The sequence below is a fragment of the Microcystis sp. M_OC_Ca_00000000_C217Col genome (assembly GCF_007095585.1).
Lineage (GTDB): Bacteria > Cyanobacteriota > Cyanobacteriia > Cyanobacteriales > Microcystaceae > Microcystis > Microcystis panniformis.
In genome coordinates, this window is sequence record NZ_SFBV01000235.1 from 1 (window position 1) to 17,294 (window position 17,294).

Consider the following 17,294-nt stretch of genomic DNA (forward strand, 5'->3'; position numbering starts at 1 on the left):
TAAGAGCTTTTTGTAAGTTTTTCTTTTCTTCTAAGTCTAGGAAATCTTTGGCTGGCATAAGTAGGATTTTTCTCAAGTTACTATTTCTATTTTAGGTGGTTTAAGTGCGTTTTAGCTTATCACCCCAAAACCCTATCACCCCAAAACCCTATCACCCTATCTCCTGACGACCGCCGACCGCCTCCTGAAGTTAAACTAGAAACCAGTGATCAAAAAAACTAGCCGTCCGAACCTGATGATTTCCTCCTTTCCCGTTCCTAATAGCTTGAATGGCGCTCAAATTCGCCTTGCTATTCGTTCTCTGCAGCCGCAATTAGTCCACTGGCGCCGACAAATACACCAAAAACCAGAACTAGGCTTTCAAGAACATCTCACCGCCTCCTTAATCAGTCAAACCCTGACTAAATATGGAATTGACCATCAAACCGGCATCGCCGGCACCGGAATTGTCGCCACCATCGCAGGCAGTCAACCGGGGCCAGTTTTAGCCCTGCGGGCCGATATGGATGCACTACCGATCGCCGAAGAAAACCAAGTCCCCTATCGTTCCCAACATCCGGGCCAGATGCACGCCTGTGGTCACGATGGTCACACAGCGATCGCCCTCGGCACAGCAGTTTACCTAGCACAAAACTGTCACGATGTCAAGGGGATCGTAAAAATTATTTTCCAACCCGCCGAAGAGGGGCCGGGGGGTGCAAAACCGATGATCGAAGCGGGAGTGCTGAAAAATCCCGACGTGGAGGGAATTATCGGGCTACACCTCTGGAATAATCTGCCTTTAGGGACAGTAGGCGTGAAAAATGGGGCCTTAATGGCGGCGGTGGAATGTTTCGATCTCCAGATTCAAGGCCGGGGCGGCCACGGGGCAATTCCCCATCAAACCGTCGATTCACTACTGGTGGCGGCCCAAATCGTCAACGCCCTGCAAACTATCGTCGCCCGCAACCTTAACCCCCTCGATGCCGCCGTAGTGACTGTGGGTAAATTAGCGGCGGGAAGCGCTAGAAACGTGATCGCCGATAGTGCTAATCTCAGTGGGACGGTGCGCTATTTCAATCCCCAGTTAGGGGGCTATTTCCGACAACGGATGGAAGAAATTATCGGGGGCATCTGTCAAAGTCAGGGGGCTAGTTATCAATTCGATTACTGGCAATTGTATCCCCCGGTAATCAATCATGATCAGATGGCGGAATTAGTGCGCTCAATCGCCGCACAAGTGGTGGAAACCCCAGCCGGAATCGTTCCCGAATGTCAAACCATGGGAGGGGAAGATATGTCCTTCTTTTTACAGGAAGTACCCGGCTGTTATTTCTTCTTGGGGTCTGCCAATCCCGAATTAGGATTAGCCTATCCCCACCATCATCCCCGCTTTGATTTTGATGAATCGGTGTTAACCATGGGAGTCGAGATTTTTGTCCGTTGCGTCGAAAAATTCGGCAATTCTAAGACTTTCTAGCAATCCGTTCAAGGTGAACAGTTTTTGTCAAACCCGAAACCGCTAAACTGATCACTGAATCAGACAGGTAAAAAAACCCATGAACAATAATACCCACGAAAACGATGCCCAACGGGTGAAAATCCTCAGCGAAGCCCTACCCTATATACAAGAATTTCGCGGTCGTACTGTAGTGGTTAAATACGGTGGTGCGGCCATGAATAACAGCGATATCAAAGACACGGTGATGCGAGATATCGTTTTTCTCTCCTGTGTGGGGGTTCGTCCCGTTATTGTCCACGGTGGCGGTCCGGAAATCAATAGTTGGCTGGATAGATTAGGTATTGAACCCCAATTTAAAGACGGTTTACGCGTCACCGATGCCGCCACCATGGATGTGGTAGAAATGGTGCTAGTGGGACGCGTCAATAAAGAAATTGTTGCCCTGATCAATCAAGCTGGCGGTAAAGCGGTAGGATTATGCGGTAAGGATGGTAATCTGATCACTGCTCGTCCCGTGGGTAAAGAGGGCATTGGTTTTGTGGGAGAAGTGAGCAGTGTCGATACTAGCGTCGTCGAATCCTTGGTCAATAGTGGCTATATTCCCGTGATTTCTAGTGTGGCCGCCGATGAAACCGGCCAAGCTCATAATATCAATGCCGATACGGTAGCCGGAGAAATAGCGGCAGCTTTAGGGGCAGCTAAACTGATTTTGATGACCGATACAGCCGGAATTTTAGAGAATTATAAGGATCCTTCCACTTTATTGGCTAAATTAGATATCCAACAGGCCCGGGAGTTGATTCAAAAAGGCATCGTTGCCGGCGGGATGATTCCCAAAGTTAGCTGCTGTGTGCGATCGCTGGCTCAGGGAGTTCAAGCTGCTCATATTATCGATGGTCGTCTTCCCCATGCCCTTTTACTGGAAATTTTCACCGATCGAGGCATCGGCTCCATGATTGTGGCCTCCGGTTATACTAATCTATAGTAGTAATTACCGTACTTTTGCTCAAAAAGACTTGCCTAAAACCACAGATATGGTGTAAAAGTGAGTTAATAAATGCGCTTCTCGATCCTTTGTAAGGGCAAAAGTTTTAGTCTTGAGTTAGTTTAGTCGGGAAGCGCAAAATCTGAAGTATTCATAGCAATTGAATTTATGACCAAACAAGCTGTAGCTCACCCGATGGTGAAGTTTCAACGCAAGGCTAGCAAGTGGATAGATGCAAAAGTAGTCAAACCTAGCGATAGTATCTGGAAACTGGCTCTTTTATACGGAGATGAGTGGACTTACTGGAAGCAAGAGTTGCTCGATTTCGGTTTCTCCATGCAAGACCCTCTCAGTGAAGTGGTAGCGGTAGAAGCTTGGGACGAAGAATAAGCCACCATCGACTCAAAAGCGGCTTTCTACTAGGACTATCGCCATGGGATCGACTCCGATTATCCTTTCCGCTCTGGTTATCTTAACCTTCAGTGCCAGTTGTTCTCCCCGGACCGAAACCCAGCCACCGCCACCGGCAGCCCGTACTACCACCGTCAACGTCACCACGGCTAAACCAGCAACCAGAGGAGGCAATCTCGATTACACGGGAACTACCCGACCTTTAAAAGTCGTTTCTCTGCGATCGCAAGCCACCGGTCAGTTACTCAATCTCCTCGTCGATGTGGGAGATGAGGTGCAATTAGGACAAATCCTCGCCCATATTGATGATCGTCTCCTTGCCACCGTTGTCCGGCAAGAAAAAGCCGCCCTGTCGGCCCTAGAAGCCGAATTAGCCCGGGCAAGAATTGAAGTCAGTAACGCTGAAATTGAAGTGCAGCGCCTACAACTACAATACCAACAGGCCAAAAATGATGCCGAGCGCCTGCAAAAATTAGCCCTAGAAGGAGCGATTCCCCTACAACAGGGCGAAACAGCCCAAACTGCGGCGGCAGTGGCTTTAAAAGCCGTTAATAGCGCAAGATCGAGAATTAAAGTGGAGGAGCAGGTAGTGGCGGCAATTATCGGCAGAATTGCCGCCCAAAAATCGGTCATCGCTCAGGAACAACAACGTCAGGCCTACGCTATTCTTAAATCGCCGGCGACGGGGATAGTTATCGAAAAACTGAAAGAGCCGGGGGATTTAGTCAGTATCGGCGATGAAGTCCTCAAAATTGGTGATTTTAAACAGGTCAAGGTAGTAGTATTATTATCGGAATTGGACTTAAAAACGATTAATTTAGGACAAACGGTTAATGTCAGCCTTGATGCTTTCGGTAATAGAAATTTTTCCGGTCGCATCACCAAGATTTTTCCCCTCAGCCAAGGCACGGCCCGGCGGATTCCCGTGGAGATTACTCTAGCCAATGGGGATGGTTTAATTAAAGGAGGATTATTGGCCCGGGTGCGGTTTAATAATAATTCTGCCGCGCAGGTGATTGTTCCCGAAACAGCAATTGTCAGTCAAGGGGAATCCTCGGCCATTTTCGTCCTTTCCGAGGAGAACTCGCAAGTAGAAAAACGTCCCGTTCGTCTCGGTCAAGCGCTTGACGGTCAAGTAGAAATTATCACTGGACTTGAACCGGGGGAGCGTTTCGTCGTTAATAGTAGTAAACCTTTGCAAAATGGTGAAAAAGTCCGCGTCAGTATCCTGAGTAATCCTTGAGCAAACCATTGGAGATACCTTTGAAGAGGTTCAGGAAAATATTAAAGAAGCGATTGAACTTTACCTTGAAGTTTTGCAAGAACGCGGGGAAACCATTCCAGAACCCACAACTAAAGTCGGATTGGTTGGAGTGGCTGCAGGAGGGTTCTCACCCACTACCCAAAAACTGCTGGGGTTTCACTGAAGACTAGCTATCAGGCTCTCTTAGGTTTGGTGGGTAAAATGTATTCTAAGATACAGTCTTGCGGGTGAGTGAGTGGAACGAACCACTCCAGACACAGAGGACACAAAGATCGATCACTACTATATAAGTTAAACTGACCACACAAAAAATAAGAGAGCCGCTATCATTGCCGGAACTCTAACCTATTTTTTAGTTTTTACGTCAGGAGTGAACCGGGATAACATTAAAATAATGACACAAGTGAGTCAAGCTTGACAGTCTGATACCAATGATAATAATCCCCAAAAACTTCTTGTTAATAATGATAATTGGCCTAAAGTAGTGATTGTGGCTGTCCTTCTAGGTTGAGGCAAAATGGGGGTTTCTTTTTAGCGAAAAAAATGTCCTTAAAGATGATAACTATCTCCCTTAATCTTTATGGTCAATTATTGCCAGAAATAAGCCAAATAAAATAATTTTTTCCCATCCCCTTGCATATTTTCTCGATCGAGCGGCTTTTCAGTCCCCAAAATCCTTACAATAGGAGATGAAGATAGCCTAAAAAGTTGGAGAATATGAATTATCTCATTGCCGTGTTAGCTGATCGCATAGAAGCAGAAGAAGCTGCCGTTGCCCTCGAAAAAGCGGGAATTCCCCAATCTCAAGTGACCATTCTCGGTCGCGGCTATAAAAGTGCCGATGAGTTCGGTTTGATCGATCCCTTCCAACAGGCCAAAAAACGGGCTACTCTCATGGCTTTTTGGCTAATTCCCTTCGGTTTTGCCGGGGGCTACCTTTTTAACCTGATTACGGGATTGCATACCTTTGATTGGGCCGGAGAACCGGGCAATCATATCGTGGGCGGCATTGCCGGGGCGATTGGGGGGGCGATGGGCAGTATTTTTGTCGGTGGCGGCGTGGGTTTATCGTCCGGCAGTGGCGATGCACTTCCCTATCGCAATCGTCTCGGTGCCGGAAAATATATTATTATCGTGCAGGGTTCGGAAAACCTGAAAAATCAAGCGACTCTTATACTCCGTCAATTTAACCCCGAAAATCTGCAAGGATACGCCCTAGAAGGGTGAACGGTTAAGTAGTCATGCAAAATTAATTACCTGCCTGATCGAGCTAAAACCCTTACGGGGCAATGATCGTCATGTGTAAATAATTTTGCCTAGGTACTTATTAGGAATAAGTTATCGGTCATTTGATTTTTTCCTAAGAATTTTTGATTAATTACCACAAAACAATGTTACCAAGAGAAGAATTACTAAAGGGTGTCGAGAACCGCGAGGACATAGCGAAAGTTATTGATAAAGCCGAACAAGCGATTAAGACTTGGGAAGTGACGGTGACAGACTTTCTTTCTCCCGCGGTTTTAGCGGAAGTAGAACGGGTTTTTCAGCGTTTAACCGATGTGTCAATGCAAAAATGGGGCGGTTATCCCCAAGCAGAAAGACAGCGCCTCGGTATTGCTAGAGTTGATCTACCTTTGACAGTAACAGATATTCCCCTATCTGCCCTTGATATTGCCGGTAATTTTCTTTTTGATACCGCTAACCATCGGGATTTTTTAGGGGCGATGTTGGGGACGGGTATCGTCCGGGAAAAAGTCGGCGATATAATTGTTTTAGGTGAGCGAGGAGCGCAGGCAATTGTAGTGCCTGAATTGGCAGATTTTTTATCTGCTAATTTGCGACAAGTGCGTTCGGTTCCCGTGAAAACTAGCCTGATTCCTTTGGCGGAATTAAAAGTTAGACCACCGCAAAAAAAAGAAATTAATACGGTGGAAGCTTCCTTACGTTTAGATGCGATCGCCTCGGCGGGTTTTGGCATTTCTCGCAGTAAAATGGCCGAAGCAATTAGCGCTGGGGATGTGCGAGTTAACTGGAAAGATATCAGTCAATCTAGTTATAATGTTAAAACTGGTGATTTGATTTCTTTTCGGGGAAAAGGTCGTCTAGAAGTGGGTGAGGTTACTGTGACCAAAAAAGAGCGCTATCGGGTTCATTTAACTAGATTTATTTAGTTTTTTCTGTCTCTAGAATTTGTCATTAGACAGATTAATTGCCATGGCTGAGAATTTCGCCTTAATCGTGCAACTGTGTCAAGTTAGTCCCATCGGTAAACTATTACCGGGGGCGCTTTATGTTCATAGAGAAGCATTACATCAATTGGATCCTATCCTCCAGAATTACGAACAACAAGCAAGAATTAATCAGCATTTATCCGAGGCAACAATAATTAAATTTAGTACCGATAAACCGAAAATATCCTATCTTTTTTATCCCGATTTTGATCGGGAACCTCACCCAGTTTTAACTAAAAGTTTAGTGGTAGATATGGGGACATTAATCTTGAATGAATGGAATTATCAAAATGCTGATAATCCGCCCATTTTACACCGAAAAGAAACTTTTGTTACTAGGGACTATCCCCTTTATGAAGAATTCGAGCATCTCACAAAAATCGAAAGTGCTTTAGGACTTTTAAACAGTTCTTATCCCATCGGTACTAAACAGGAATGGCAACGGCTTTTAAGAAAACATCACCTTGATTTTGCAGGAGATTATTTAGTTTGTAATCTAGAGGGACAAAGGGAAAAATCAATAATAATTGATCGCCACAAAGCTGCTCTTGTTCGCAAAACCCTTTCTCGTCCGGCAAGATTAGCATTAGCGGCGGGATTATTTCTTCCTGAAACCACTTTTTTTGATTACGGTTGTGGTTATGGAGGTGATATAGAACGCATAGCTGAACAGGGTTATCAAAGTGAAGGTTGGGATCCTTATTATCGTCCCGATAGTCCTTTAATTGAATCTGATATTGTTAATTTAGGCTATGTAATTAATGTTATTGAATCCGCCGAAGAACGGCAAGAAGCTTTATTAAAAGCTTGGCAATTAACCCGTCAAGTTTTAATTGTTTCGGCACAGATACTAATTGATGATAGCGAACGGGGTTTAATGGCTTATGAAGATGGAATTATAACTCGTCGCAATACTTTTCAAAAATACTATCAACAGGAAGAACTAAAACAGTATATTGATAGCACTTTGGGGGTTGATTCTATTCCAATAACTTTGGGAATTTATCTGGTTTTTCGAGAGGAAGAAAAAGCCGAAATTTTTCGTTTATCGAGATGTCGTTCCCGCACTGCCACTCCTAAAATTAAAACCCATCTCAAATGCTTTGAAGATTACGAAGATTTATTGACTCCCCTGATGGAATTTTACACCCAGCAGGGACGTTTACCCGTCGCGGGAGAATTATTACAAGAGGAAGAAATTAAGGCAGAATTTGGCACTTTTAGACGCGCTTTTCAAGTGATTCTACAAGTAACAGAAGGGGAAGAATGGGAGATAATTGCCGACAAAAGACGCGCCGATCTTTTACTTTATTTAGCTTTAAGTCAATTTAGCCACTGTCCGAAAGTACGGGAATTATCCCCCGCTACCCGTGCCGATTTTAAAGCTTTATTTGGCAGTTATCGCAATGCTTGCGCTTTAGCAGAAGAAGTGTTAATAAGTGCGGGAAATTTGGCAGCGATCGCTCGTACTTGTGAAAATAGTTCCTTAGGCAAACTTTCCCGTTATTCCCTAACTATTCATATTAGCGTTTTGGAAAAATTACCGATGTTATTACGCTTATATGAAGGTTGTGCTAGTCAAACTATCGGACGGTTAGAAAATGCTAACGTTGTTCGTTTATCTTTTCGTCAACCCAAAATTTCCTATCTCTATTACCCCAATTTTGATACAGAAATTCATCCGATTTTAGCTACTAGCATGGATGTATATTTAGGTTCGGCTGATTTTAGTTTTCGCGATTACCAGGATAGTCCTAATCCGCCAATTCTACACGAAAAAGAGCTTTTAGTAACGGCGGATTATCCCAACTATGATAAATTGGTTCGCTTAACTCAATTAGAAAAGGATTGGGGATTGTTAGAAGATAGAAAAGCGATCGAACGTTTACAGGGTTGGCAAAAATGTTTAGAGGAGCATTGTGCTACAATCAAGGGCTATCAGATTCTGTGGCGAAAAGATGCCGATCCCTATAAAGTTAGGATTTTACGCGCTAAAATTAACGCCAGAAGAAATCAAAATAAGTCTTCCTGAGTAATTAAGTAAAATAGATGAGGTAATTAATTTTATGATGACTACGATTCGGTTACAAGGATTAGAAGATTTCGAGTTAAAAGCTAATGATCCTGAACAAAGAATGTTTATTTCTGGGGTTAATTGGCAACAGTACGAAACCCTCTTAAAACATTTAGAAGATAGTTCCAGTTATCGCATTACTTACCTAGATGGAATGGTAGAAATTATGGCTCCTAGTCGTCGTCACGAAGTTAGCAAAAAAAATATCGGTAGATTGGTAGAAGTTTATTTAGAATATGCTGAAATTGATTTCTGGGGATTAGGTTCCACCACTTTGCGAAAACAGGAAAAAGAAGCGGGAAAAGAACCAGATGAATGTTTTTGTTTATTTACAGAAAAAGAGTTTCCTGATTTGGCGATTGAAATCATCTTAACCAGTGGCAGCCTGAAAGTTTTAGAAGTTTATCAAAGATTAGGAACTCAAGAGGTTTGGTTTTGGCAAGATAATCAGTTAAAAATTTATTCTTTGCAAGAGAATGGCGAATATATTTTAATCCCTAAAAGTGCTTTATTACCGGATTTAAATTTAGAATTATTAGCCGAATACGTCAACCATCCTAATCCCCGTCTTGCTGTCAAAGAATTTCGCTTGTGTTTAACAGAAAATTCCCAGTTATCATAACTATTATCTTTCCATGAATTCTCAAGTAAAATTTAACCTATCTATCCTAGGAATATTTGTATTTTCCCTAGGAATAAGATTCTGGAATCTCAGTCAGTTTAATACTCTTGTTTTCGATGAAGTTTATTATGCTAAATACGGCAATGAATATCTAATCGGTAAAGAATTTTTCCAGTCGCACCCACCGTTAAGTCAATATTTAATTGCTATTAGTATCTGGATTGGTTCCCATTTTCCTGCCGCTCCTGAAGCCATTAATAATTTAACGGGTTCCCTGCGCTCAACTTTTAGTTATCGCTGGTTAAATGCTTTCACTGGTTCTTTTATTCCCCTAATTATTGGGGGAATTGCTTATCAATTAATCCAGAGAAAAACTGTATTTTTAATCACAACTTTTCTCGCTAGTTTAGACGGATTATTTCTGGTGGAATCCCGCTATGCTCTCAATAATATTTACTTAATTTTATTCGGTTTGTCTGGACAATTATTTTTTTTATTAGCACTCCAGAAAAATTCAAACCTCAATTGGTTATTATTATCGGGAGTTTCTTTCGGTTTAGCGGCAAATATTAAATGGAATGGCTTAGGGTTTTTACTGGGAATATTTATTTTTATCGGTATTGCTTGGTTAATAAAATTATTTAATCAAGAGCAGTCAAAAGATCATCTTTGGACAAAGGTAACTAACCTGAGATTAGAGGACATTTTTATCGCTTTAATTGTCTTTCCCCTAGTTACCTATAGTTTGCTGTGGATACCTCATCTTCTCGTCAACCATCAATATAATTTTTGGCAAGTACATCAAGAAATTTGGTCATTTCATCAGAGAATAAAGGGCAATCAATCTGATGTTCATCCCTATTGTTCTCCCTGGTATAGTTGGTTAGTAATGGGGCGACCTGTGGCTTATTATTTTAAGAGAGTAGGTGATAAAATTTATGATGTTCACGCTATGGGTAATCCGTTTTTGTGGTGGTTTTCTACGGGAGCAATTCTAGTGGTTTTTAGTCGATTATTTAACCGAAAAGAGCGAGTAATTTCTGCCTATCTTATCTGTAACTATATTGCCAATCTGCTGCCCTGGTTAAAAATTAGTCGCTGTACTTTTCTCTATCATTATATGGCTGCCTATAGCTTCACTTGGATTGCCCTAGCTTGGCTCTTAGCCGATGGTTTAGAAAGTTCCAGTCCTATTTATAAAAATGGCTCACGCTCGCTGATAATTTTGATAATTTTTGCTTTTATCCATTGGCTACCAATTTATTTAGGCATTCCCCTGTCAGTGCGGGATTATTATCTGAGAATGATTTTTCCCAATTGGATTTAGGATGAAATTAGCTGCAAAAACTGATACAATGAAATCATGAAAAAAAGCGATCGCATGAGTTATGGGTAAACAAAGAATCTTATCTGGTGTGCAACCAACTGGCAATTTACATTTAGGCAATTATCTCGGTGCGATCCGCAATTGGGTGGAGGGACAAAAAGACTACGATAATTTCTTTTGTGTGGTCGATTTACACGCGATCACCGTTCCCCATAATCCCGCCACTCTTGCGGAGGATACTTTAGCAATTGCCGCTCTATATTTAGCCTGCGGAATTGATTTAGAATATGCGACGATCTTTGTCCAATCCCACGTTAAAGCTCATACAGAATTAACTTGGTTATTGAATTGTATCACCCCTTTAAATTGGTTAACCGATATGATTCAATTTAAAGAAAAAGCAATTAAACAGGGGGAAAATGTTGGCACAGGTTTACTCGATTATCCCGTGCTGATGGCTGCCGATATCCTACTCTACGATGCCGATAAAGTACCCGTGGGAGAAGATCAAAAACAACATTTAGAATTAACCCGCGACATAGCTGTTAGAATTAATCATCTTTTTGGGCAACCGAAACAACCAATTTTAAAACTCCCCGATCCGATGATCCGCAAGGAAGGAGCGCGGGTGATGAGCTTAACTGATGGCCGGAATAAAATGTCTAAATCCGATCCTTCCGAGATGAGTCGGATTAATATTCTCGATAGTCCCGATGTCATTGCCAAGAAAATTAAACGCTGTAAAACCGATCTAGTTAAGGGTTTAACTTTCGATGATCCAGAGCGTCCCGAATGCCATAATTTATTAACTCTCTATAGCATTTTATCGGGAAAAAGTCAAGAGGTGGTCGCGGGAGAATGTGCCGATTTAGGTTGGGGACAATTTAAACCGATGTTAACAGAAGTCACCATAGAATCTCTGCAACCTATTCAGGAAAAATACGCCGAAATTAGAGAGGATAAAGATTATTTAGCCACAGTTTTACGGCAAGGTCGTCTCAAAGCAGAAGCGGTGGCCAATCAAACTCTCGATCGAGTCAAAAATGCCATGGGTTATTTACCACCATTTTAGGGATAATTTTCGGGTGCATCTCCTAATTATCAATCTACTCAGTTGAGATTTTTCAAGGAAAACTCGCTGCCTTATCAGTCAATCTTTAACTCTTGGTGGGGTTCTACCTCCCCATCCAGGGTAAGGGAAGGAGAATGATTACAAAAGTTATTAAATTAAGCACAACTCCAGTGATATTTTGGTAAAATAAGGGCATAATTGAAACTATCAAAATACTTACCTGTCCTTTGAAATTATGGTTGTAGAGTCCCAGGGGAAACAAAAAAAACTATCGTCTAGGGAAGATGAGTCTCGTCCAATTGCCAGCAAGGAACAAAACTCTTATCTAGCAGAGGGAATTGTCGATCATCAATCAACTCAGATTGCTCCTTCCTCCTTACTACAGCCATTTTCTCCAGAGTTAGAAAAAGATAGAGCCAACAAATTTAATTCTCTTAAAGAAATTCTGGTTAGTCATCTTGGTCAACCTTTTTACTCGGACAACGGCTTTATTCTTTATCAAGGAGATGCCACAGACTTTTTGTCTAAACTATCTCATAGTGACATAAAAATTGACCTCACTGTTACATCACCACCTTATAATATTGGCAAAGAATATGAACGAGTTCTTTCAATCAATGACTATGTTGATTGGTGTGCTAATTGGCTGGGGCAAATTTATCAGATTACTCAAGATAACGGTGCTTTTTGGCTAAATGTTGGTTATTTAGAAGTACCAGAAAAGGGATTATGTGTTCCGATTCCCTATCTTCTTTGGGATAAGTCTCCCTTTTATCTTTTACAAGAAATTGTCTGGAAATATGGGGCTGGTGTTTCTACAAAAAATCGTCTTAGTCCTCGCAATGAAAAATGGCTTTTTTATCTCAAAAATTGCCAAGAATATACTTTTAACTTAGATAATATTCGTGACCCTAACGTTAAGTATCCCAATCAAAAGAAAAATGGTAAATATCGTTGTAATCCCCTCGGCAAAAATCCTTCTGATGTGTGGGAAGTTCCTAAAGTCACTACAGGAGAAAAGCGCAGTTCTAAGGAAAGAACCGGACATCCCGCACAATTTCCTTTAGCAATTGTCGAGAGAATTATACAAGCTTCATCTAATCCCGTAGAAATAATTCTTGATCCCTTTGCTGGTTCTTGTTCTACGGGAATAGCGGCCTTGGGATTAGGAAGAATTTTTGTGGGTTTTGAAATTCGACAAGACTATTGCGAGATAGCTGCAGAGAGATTTAAAAGATTTAAAAAAGAAAGAAGCAATACTTATATTCAAGGATCATTATTATAGTATTAAAAACGGATTTGGTATGATTGACTTTTTTTAACTTGTTTTCGCAGTTTCAATCAGTGGAAATGCGATCGCCAATAAAAGTAGCAGAGTCCGGCAGTTACCCCAAGACTAAGAATTGTTATCCCCGTGAGAATTTCCCACACCCACATCCCCGACTCGGTTGCTAATATGTTGTACGATTGTAATAAGAGGATTTTTTTCCTGAAAAATTGTCATATTTGAGGTTTTGATTATGCCTTATACAAATGAAGAAGGTGGACGCTTAAATAATTTCGCCGCCGAACCGAAAGTTTATCAAGCGGATCCCCCCACTAAATCGCAACAACGTAATTATCTTTTCTGGGGTGTTGCTGCGATCACACTTGTCGGTGGACTGTTAGCCGTCGCTTTTTACGCATCTCAAGCTGGCTAAAATTTAGTCCCTCGTAGTTGCGATTTAGCCCCTTTCACTCCTCTTTACCGCTAATATCACAACTACTCCCTATTTTAGGGCTTTTGACCCTGAATTAATGCCACTGCTGACTGAGACTTAGCCGCAGTCCCCTGTTTACCCTGAGATAACGCTAGACGAGCTGCTGCCTCTAAATCAGCGATCGCTTTTTCCCTGTTTCCCAATTTATAATGGGTTAAACCCCGATTGTGGTACGCCTCGGCAAAATTAGCATTGATTTTCAGACTCTCATTGTAGTCCCTTAAAGCCATTTCCTGCTGTCCGGCTCGGTTATAGGCCAAGGCGCGATTATAGAAAATGCGATCCTGTCCTCTAGTTCCCTGTAAACTCAAAGCTTTTGTGTAATCCTCGATCGCTTCTAGGTGTCTTCCCAAGTCATCCTTAGCATTACCGCGATAAATAAAGAAATCAGCAAAATTTCCGTTTAAAGCGATCGCTTTTGTGCAATCTTCCACCGCTGCCTCGTATTTTTTCGTCAGATAATGCACATAACAACGATTACCGAGAGCGTTAACATAATTGGGGTTGATTGTCAAGGCCTGGGTATAATCTGCGATCGCTCGCTCGTACTGGCCGAGAACTAACTCCGCATAGCCGCGATTATAGTAAGCATCGGCATCCTTCGGTTCTAATTGTAGAGCTTGAGTAAAATCTGCGATCGCACCTGAATAATCCCCTGCGGTTAAACGATCCACCCCCCGATTATAAAATTCTACAGCTTTCACGGGGTTAGCGGTAGTTTGAGCGCTTAGGGGAGAGATAGTCAGTAAAAAAGTCGCTATAGCTATAATAATTGTCAATTTTTTCTTAATTTTCATAATCCGTTCACCTAAACAATTCAAGGTAAAATTAAACAGCCCTACTTACAGGTCAAAATATCATGATTAAATCTCTTTTGGCGACTTTCCTCCTAATTACCACCCTCCTCTTCACCGCTTGTGCAACTCCCATCGCTGGACTGCAAGGATATACCAGTGGCAGCCAAGGCTATCAATTTTTATATCCTAAGGGTTGGACGCAGGTGGATGTGAAAAAAGTTGCAGGAGTAGATGTGGTTTTTCATGACCTGATCGAAACGAGCGAAAATTTAAGCGTTATTATTAACCCCGTCCCCGACAATAAAACCTTAACAGATTTAGGGACACCCTCGGAAGTGGGCTATCGTCTCCTGAAAAATAACAGTCTTAACCCCAATCTTGATAAGGAAGTAGAATTAATTCGCTCAGAATCCCATCAAATCGACGGCCAAGATTATTATATCCTCGAATATCAAGTTAAATTAGCCAACGGCCAAGAACGTCATAATCTGGCCAGCGTCACGGTTAATAATAATAAACTCTATTCTTTTAATCTTTCCACTTCCCAAAAACGTTGGACGCAAATTCAAGAACTCTTTGAAACTATCGTTGATTCTTTCTCGGTTAGTTAGGGAAACTGGCAATAGGCAATAGTAAAATGTAGGGTGCGTTAGACGGCAAAAATTCCTGTTTTGACTTAAAGGTAAAAATCCGTCGTAACGCACCACCTATCATCAACTAGGTAGCCGGTTATAATTAAAGATAAAATACTTACTTAATCAGTAATCAGTAAACAGTGAAAAGACAGTAGGAAACTTCTATTTAATACTGTCACTTAAAAGTCAAATCTAATAACTGATTACTGATTACTGATTACTGATTACTGATTACTGATTACTGATTACTGATTACTGATTACTGATGGTGGGTTACGGCAAATAGATAAATTGATAATTAAGTCTAATAATTTGTCATTGCTTAACCCACCCTAACTATCTCCTATCTTGTTTACTGAAAAAACTTATGTCCATTCCCTTGATTCTTGCTTCCGCTTCTCCTGCGCGTAAAAAACTATTACAAATGATCGGAATCGATCCGATTGTGCGAGTGAGTAACTTTGATGAATCGACAATTAATGCTGATGATACTCTTCATCTTGTCCAAACTTTAGCCCAATGTAAAGCGCAAACGATCGCCCCTAAATTTGATACAGGATTGATTCTTGGTTGCGATTCCGTTTTAGAAGTAGCGGGGGAAGTCTATGGCAAACCCAAGGATAAATCAGAAGCGATCGAGCGTTGGCAAAAAATGCGCGGTCAGGTGGGTACACTCTATACAGGTCATGCTTTAATCGATCGAGTTAATAATCAAACTTTGACTCGTTGTGGGATCACTAAAGTTCACTTTGCCAATATCAGCGATGAAACAATTATTGCCTACGTTGACACCGAAGAACCCCTCAAATGTGCCGGCTGTTTTGCCCTAGAAGGAAAGGGGGGTCTATTCGTGGAAAGATTAGAGGGATGTCACAGTAATGTTATCGGTTTAAGTTTGCCCCTATTTAGGCAGATGTTAACGGATTTTGGCTACCAAATCACTGACTTTTGGTGATCTTTTTGTCGATGATTTCCCCAAATTTATTGACAAAAAGGCTTGACAAATTCTCAGATTTGCGTTAACCTTTTATTATAATGGGAATCCGTGTCGCCCTGCGAACCCCTCTTTTTTCTATCGGATAGCCCCAAAATTTTTAACCCTTTCCTTTTCACTTTTTCCCGAAAAAACTATGTCTTGCTTGCGCGTGGGAATTGCCGGTCCGGTGGGTTCAGGAAAAACAGCCCTGCTCGATGCCCTGTGTAAAAATTTGCGGGATCAATATCCGATCGCCGTAGTCACCAATGACATTTATACTCAAGAAGATGCCCAATTTTTAGTGCGATCGCAAGCTTTAGCTCCAGAAAGAATTTTAGGAGTAGAAACGGGAGGATGTCCCCATACAGCTATTCGCGAAGATGCCTCAATTAACTTAGTTGCCATTGAACAGTTAGAGAGAAAATTTACTAACTTAAAGTTAATTTTTCTGGAAAGTGGTGGTGATAATTTAGCGGCAACCTTTAGCCCCGAATTAGTAGATTTAACCATCTATGTGATTGACGTGGCAGCCGGAGATAAAATCCCTCGCAAAGGAGGACCGGGTATCACCAAATCGGATTTATTGGTAATTAATAAAATAGATTTAGCCCCGATGGTGGGGGCAGATTTAGGGGTGATGGATAGAGATGCCAAAAAGATGCGCGGGGATAAACCCTTTATCTTCACCAACTTAAAAACACGGGAAGGATTAGAGCGAGTGATTGCCTTTATCGAAAAGAATTTATACTAAGCTATTGCTAGGAATAAAAAAGAGAGCGCCAGAAAAATTTAGGTAAAGCTAACATTCTTTTCCAGCGCCAAGGTTCCTGATAGAGTCGATACAACCACTCTAAATTATTGTCACAGAAAAAGCGAGGGGCGCGGATTTTTGTCCCGGACCAGATATCAAAACTACCCCCCACACCTACCCAGATAGCTTGGGGACAGAGATTGCGATGTTCCCTAATCCAATATTCTTGTCGGGGTACTCCCAAACCAACTAAAATTAACCGCGGTTGTTGATCTTTTAATAACTCAATCCAATCGGACATTTCCTCCGAGGATAGATAACCGTGGTTAGCCAGAATACGGATATTAGGTATCTTTTTTTGCCAATTACTTGCCGCTTCTTCTGTAATCCCTGGTTTACCACCAAAAAAAACAATAGGAGAACTCTCTCCCTGCATTCCTAACTCAGTAATTAAGGATTCTGATAATTCAATACCGGGGCAGCGGGTTTGTTTTTTGCCCCTTAATTTTAAGTAAATAACAATCCCAGCACCGTCGGGAATAACTAAATCTGCTTCTCGAATAACTTGGGCTACTTTAGCATCATTTTCTCCTAACATTGCCATTTCTGCATTAAGAGTGACAACGTGGGAACCAAAACCTTGATAGGCGCGATCTATTAACCAACGACTGTAGTTATCGAGAAGATGAACCGGTAAACCGAGAACTGAATATTTAGGGGGAGTTTCTAACATAAGTAGGTAGGTGCTAAAAGTTGTCAGACACCCCCCTTATTAAGGGGGGATTAAGGGGGGATTAAGGGGGGATTAAGGGGGGATCAAGGGGGGATCAAGGGTAGGGTTGATTCATTTAAATTAAGTATAGCTAATTTTGAGTCAATAAATTTGACTGAAGATTCTCAATTTTATCTTTCTCTAACCAAAAGAGTTAGTCACAATAACTAATATTT

18 protein-coding genes are annotated in these 17,294 nt (G+C 41.7%); 16 read left to right on the forward strand and 2 right to left on the reverse strand.

Features of this window, described 5'->3' with window-relative positions; translation table 11 throughout:
* The first annotated feature begins 235 nt into the window (after positions 1-235).
* From EWV66_RS14400 to psb34, 13 genes are all read left to right on the forward strand, one after another.
* Positions 236-1,459, forward strand: a complete 1,224-nt coding sequence (locus EWV66_RS14400) for a M20 family metallopeptidase (protein WP_052277143.1) — start codon at positions 236-238, stop codon at positions 1,457-1,459.
* A gap of 79 nt (positions 1,460-1,538) precedes the next feature.
* Positions 1,539-2,426 (forward strand): acetylglutamate kinase, encoded by an 888-nt coding sequence (gene argB, locus EWV66_RS14405; RefSeq protein ID WP_052277142.1) that lies wholly within the window; start codon positions 1,539-1,541, stop codon positions 2,424-2,426.
* A 168-nt stretch (positions 2,427-2,594) separates the two neighbouring features.
* Positions 2,595-2,816 (forward strand): DUF4327 family protein, encoded by a 222-nt coding sequence (locus EWV66_RS14410; RefSeq protein WP_002789177.1) that lies wholly within the window; start codon positions 2,595-2,597, stop codon positions 2,814-2,816.
* A 43-nt stretch (positions 2,817-2,859) separates the two neighbouring features.
* Positions 2,860-4,080, forward strand: coding sequence for an efflux RND transporter periplasmic adaptor subunit (locus EWV66_RS14415; protein WP_052277141.1), 1,221 nt, complete (start codon positions 2,860-2,862; stop codon positions 4,078-4,080).
* Positions 4,081-4,132: 52 nt separating this feature from the next.
* The gene (locus EWV66_RS14420) at positions 4,133-4,264 is read left to right on the forward strand and encodes a hypothetical protein (RefSeq protein WP_249264815.1); all 132 of its coding nucleotides are present in this window, start codon (positions 4,133-4,135) and stop codon (positions 4,262-4,264) included.
* Positions 4,265-4,818: 554 nt separating this feature from the next.
* Positions 4,819-5,328, forward strand: coding sequence for a hypothetical protein (locus EWV66_RS14425; protein WP_052277139.1), 510 nt, complete (start codon positions 4,819-4,821; stop codon positions 5,326-5,328).
* Between the two features lie 164 nt (positions 5,329-5,492).
* Positions 5,493-6,272: a photosystem II electron transport protein, Sll1252 family gene (locus EWV66_RS14430; protein WP_052277138.1), complete on the forward strand. Its 780-nt coding sequence runs from the start codon at positions 5,493-5,495 to the stop codon at positions 6,270-6,272.
* A 43-nt stretch (positions 6,273-6,315) separates the two neighbouring features.
* Entirely contained in the window at positions 6,316-8,364 is a 2,049-nt protein-coding gene (locus tag EWV66_RS14435; RefSeq protein ID WP_052277137.1) for a DNA phosphorothioation-associated putative methyltransferase, read from the forward strand.
* A 34-nt stretch (positions 8,365-8,398) separates the two neighbouring features.
* On the forward strand, positions 8,399-9,028 hold the full coding sequence (locus EWV66_RS14440) for a Uma2 family endonuclease (protein WP_042790367.1): 630 nt from the start codon (positions 8,399-8,401) through the stop codon (positions 9,026-9,028).
* Between the two features lie 13 nt (positions 9,029-9,041).
* On the forward strand, positions 9,042-10,355 hold the full coding sequence (locus EWV66_RS14445) for a dolichyl-phosphate-mannose--protein mannosyltransferase (RefSeq protein ID WP_052277136.1): 1,314 nt from the start codon (positions 9,042-9,044) through the stop codon (positions 10,353-10,355).
* Positions 10,356-10,416: 61 nt separating this feature from the next.
* A complete protein-coding gene (gene trpS / locus EWV66_RS14450; protein ID WP_072924156.1) occupies positions 10,417-11,427 on the forward strand; it encodes a tryptophan--tRNA ligase in 1,011 nt (336 codons plus the stop codon).
* Positions 11,428-11,662: 235 nt separating this feature from the next.
* Positions 11,663-12,712, forward strand: coding sequence for a DNA-methyltransferase (locus EWV66_RS14455; RefSeq protein WP_185236976.1), 1,050 nt, complete (start codon positions 11,663-11,665; stop codon positions 12,710-12,712).
* A 235-nt stretch (positions 12,713-12,947) separates the two neighbouring features.
* On the forward strand, positions 12,948-13,127 hold the full coding sequence (gene psb34 / locus EWV66_RS14460) for a photosystem II assembly protein Psb34 (RefSeq protein WP_002732326.1): 180 nt from the start codon (positions 12,948-12,950) through the stop codon (positions 13,125-13,127).
* A gap of 74 nt (positions 13,128-13,201) precedes the next feature.
* Here the strand turns inward: psb34 and EWV66_RS14465 are convergent, their stop codons facing one another.
* Positions 13,202-13,984 (reverse strand): tetratricopeptide repeat protein, encoded by a 783-nt coding sequence (locus EWV66_RS14465; protein ID WP_072924154.1) that lies wholly within the window; start codon positions 13,982-13,984, stop codon positions 13,202-13,204.
* Between the two features lie 62 nt (positions 13,985-14,046).
* Here EWV66_RS14465 and psbP point away from each other — a divergent pair, with 62 nt between their 5' ends.
* The 3 genes from psbP to ureG all read left to right on the forward strand — a co-directional run bounded on the left by psbP (position 14,047) and on the right by ureG (position 16,346).
* Positions 14,047-14,595 carry a photosystem II reaction center PsbP gene (gene psbP, locus EWV66_RS14470; protein WP_008205525.1) on the forward strand — a complete coding sequence of 183 codons (549 nt, stop codon included), beginning with the start codon at positions 14,047-14,049 and terminating at the stop codon, positions 14,593-14,595.
* Positions 14,596-14,986: 391 nt separating this feature from the next.
* Positions 14,987-15,574: a Maf family protein gene (locus tag EWV66_RS14475; RefSeq protein ID WP_185236977.1), complete on the forward strand. Its 588-nt coding sequence runs from the start codon at positions 14,987-14,989 to the stop codon at positions 15,572-15,574.
* Between the two features lie 175 nt (positions 15,575-15,749).
* Positions 15,750-16,346, forward strand: coding sequence for an urease accessory protein UreG (gene ureG / locus EWV66_RS14480; RefSeq protein ID WP_287107934.1), 597 nt, complete (start codon positions 15,750-15,752; stop codon positions 16,344-16,346).
* Positions 16,347-16,353: 7 nt separating this feature from the next.
* Here the strand turns inward: ureG and EWV66_RS14485 are convergent, their stop codons facing one another.
* Complete coding sequence (locus tag EWV66_RS14485) at positions 16,354-17,079, reverse strand: WecB/TagA/CpsF family glycosyltransferase (protein ID WP_287107935.1); 726 nt, start codon at positions 17,077-17,079, stop codon at positions 16,354-16,356.
* Between the last annotated feature and the right edge of the window lie 215 nt (positions 17,080-17,294).

Coding starts and splice junctions, on each gene's coding strand:
- EWV66_RS14400 (WP_052277143.1), top strand. CDS start 236: ATGATTTCCTCCTTTCCCGTTCCTAATAGCTTGAATGGCGCTCAAATT.
- argB (WP_052277142.1), top strand. CDS start 1,539: ATGAACAATAATACCCACGAAAACGATGCCCAACGGGTGAAAATCCTC.
- EWV66_RS14410 (WP_002789177.1), top strand. CDS start 2,595: ATGACCAAACAAGCTGTAGCTCACCCGATGGTGAAGTTTCAACGCAAG.
- EWV66_RS14415 (WP_052277141.1), top strand. CDS start 2,860: ATGGGATCGACTCCGATTATCCTTTCCGCTCTGGTTATCTTAACCTTC.
- EWV66_RS14425 (WP_052277139.1), top strand. CDS start 4,819: ATGAATTATCTCATTGCCGTGTTAGCTGATCGCATAGAAGCAGAAGAA.
- EWV66_RS14430 (WP_052277138.1), top strand. CDS start 5,493: ATGTTACCAAGAGAAGAATTACTAAAGGGTGTCGAGAACCGCGAGGAC.
- EWV66_RS14435 (WP_052277137.1), top strand. CDS start 6,316: ATGGCTGAGAATTTCGCCTTAATCGTGCAACTGTGTCAAGTTAGTCCC.
- EWV66_RS14440 (WP_042790367.1), top strand. CDS start 8,399: ATGATGACTACGATTCGGTTACAAGGATTAGAAGATTTCGAGTTAAAA.
- EWV66_RS14445 (WP_052277136.1), top strand. CDS start 9,042: ATGAATTCTCAAGTAAAATTTAACCTATCTATCCTAGGAATATTTGTA.
- trpS (WP_072924156.1), top strand. CDS start 10,417: ATGGGTAAACAAAGAATCTTATCTGGTGTGCAACCAACTGGCAATTTA.
- EWV66_RS14455 (WP_185236976.1), top strand. CDS start 11,663: ATGGTTGTAGAGTCCCAGGGGAAACAAAAAAAACTATCGTCTAGGGAA.
- psb34 (WP_002732326.1), top strand. CDS start 12,948: ATGCCTTATACAAATGAAGAAGGTGGACGCTTAAATAATTTCGCCGCC.
- EWV66_RS14465 (WP_072924154.1), bottom strand. CDS start 13,984: ATGAAAATTAAGAAAAAATTGACAATTATTATAGCTATAGCGACTTTT.
- psbP (WP_008205525.1), top strand. CDS start 14,047: ATGATTAAATCTCTTTTGGCGACTTTCCTCCTAATTACCACCCTCCTC.
- EWV66_RS14475 (WP_185236977.1), top strand. CDS start 14,987: ATGTCCATTCCCTTGATTCTTGCTTCCGCTTCTCCTGCGCGTAAAAAA.
- ureG (WP_287107934.1), top strand. CDS start 15,750: ATGTCTTGCTTGCGCGTGGGAATTGCCGGTCCGGTGGGTTCAGGAAAA.
- EWV66_RS14485 (WP_287107935.1), bottom strand. CDS start 17,079: ATGTTAGAAACTCCCCCTAAATATTCAGTTCTCGGTTTACCGGTTCAT.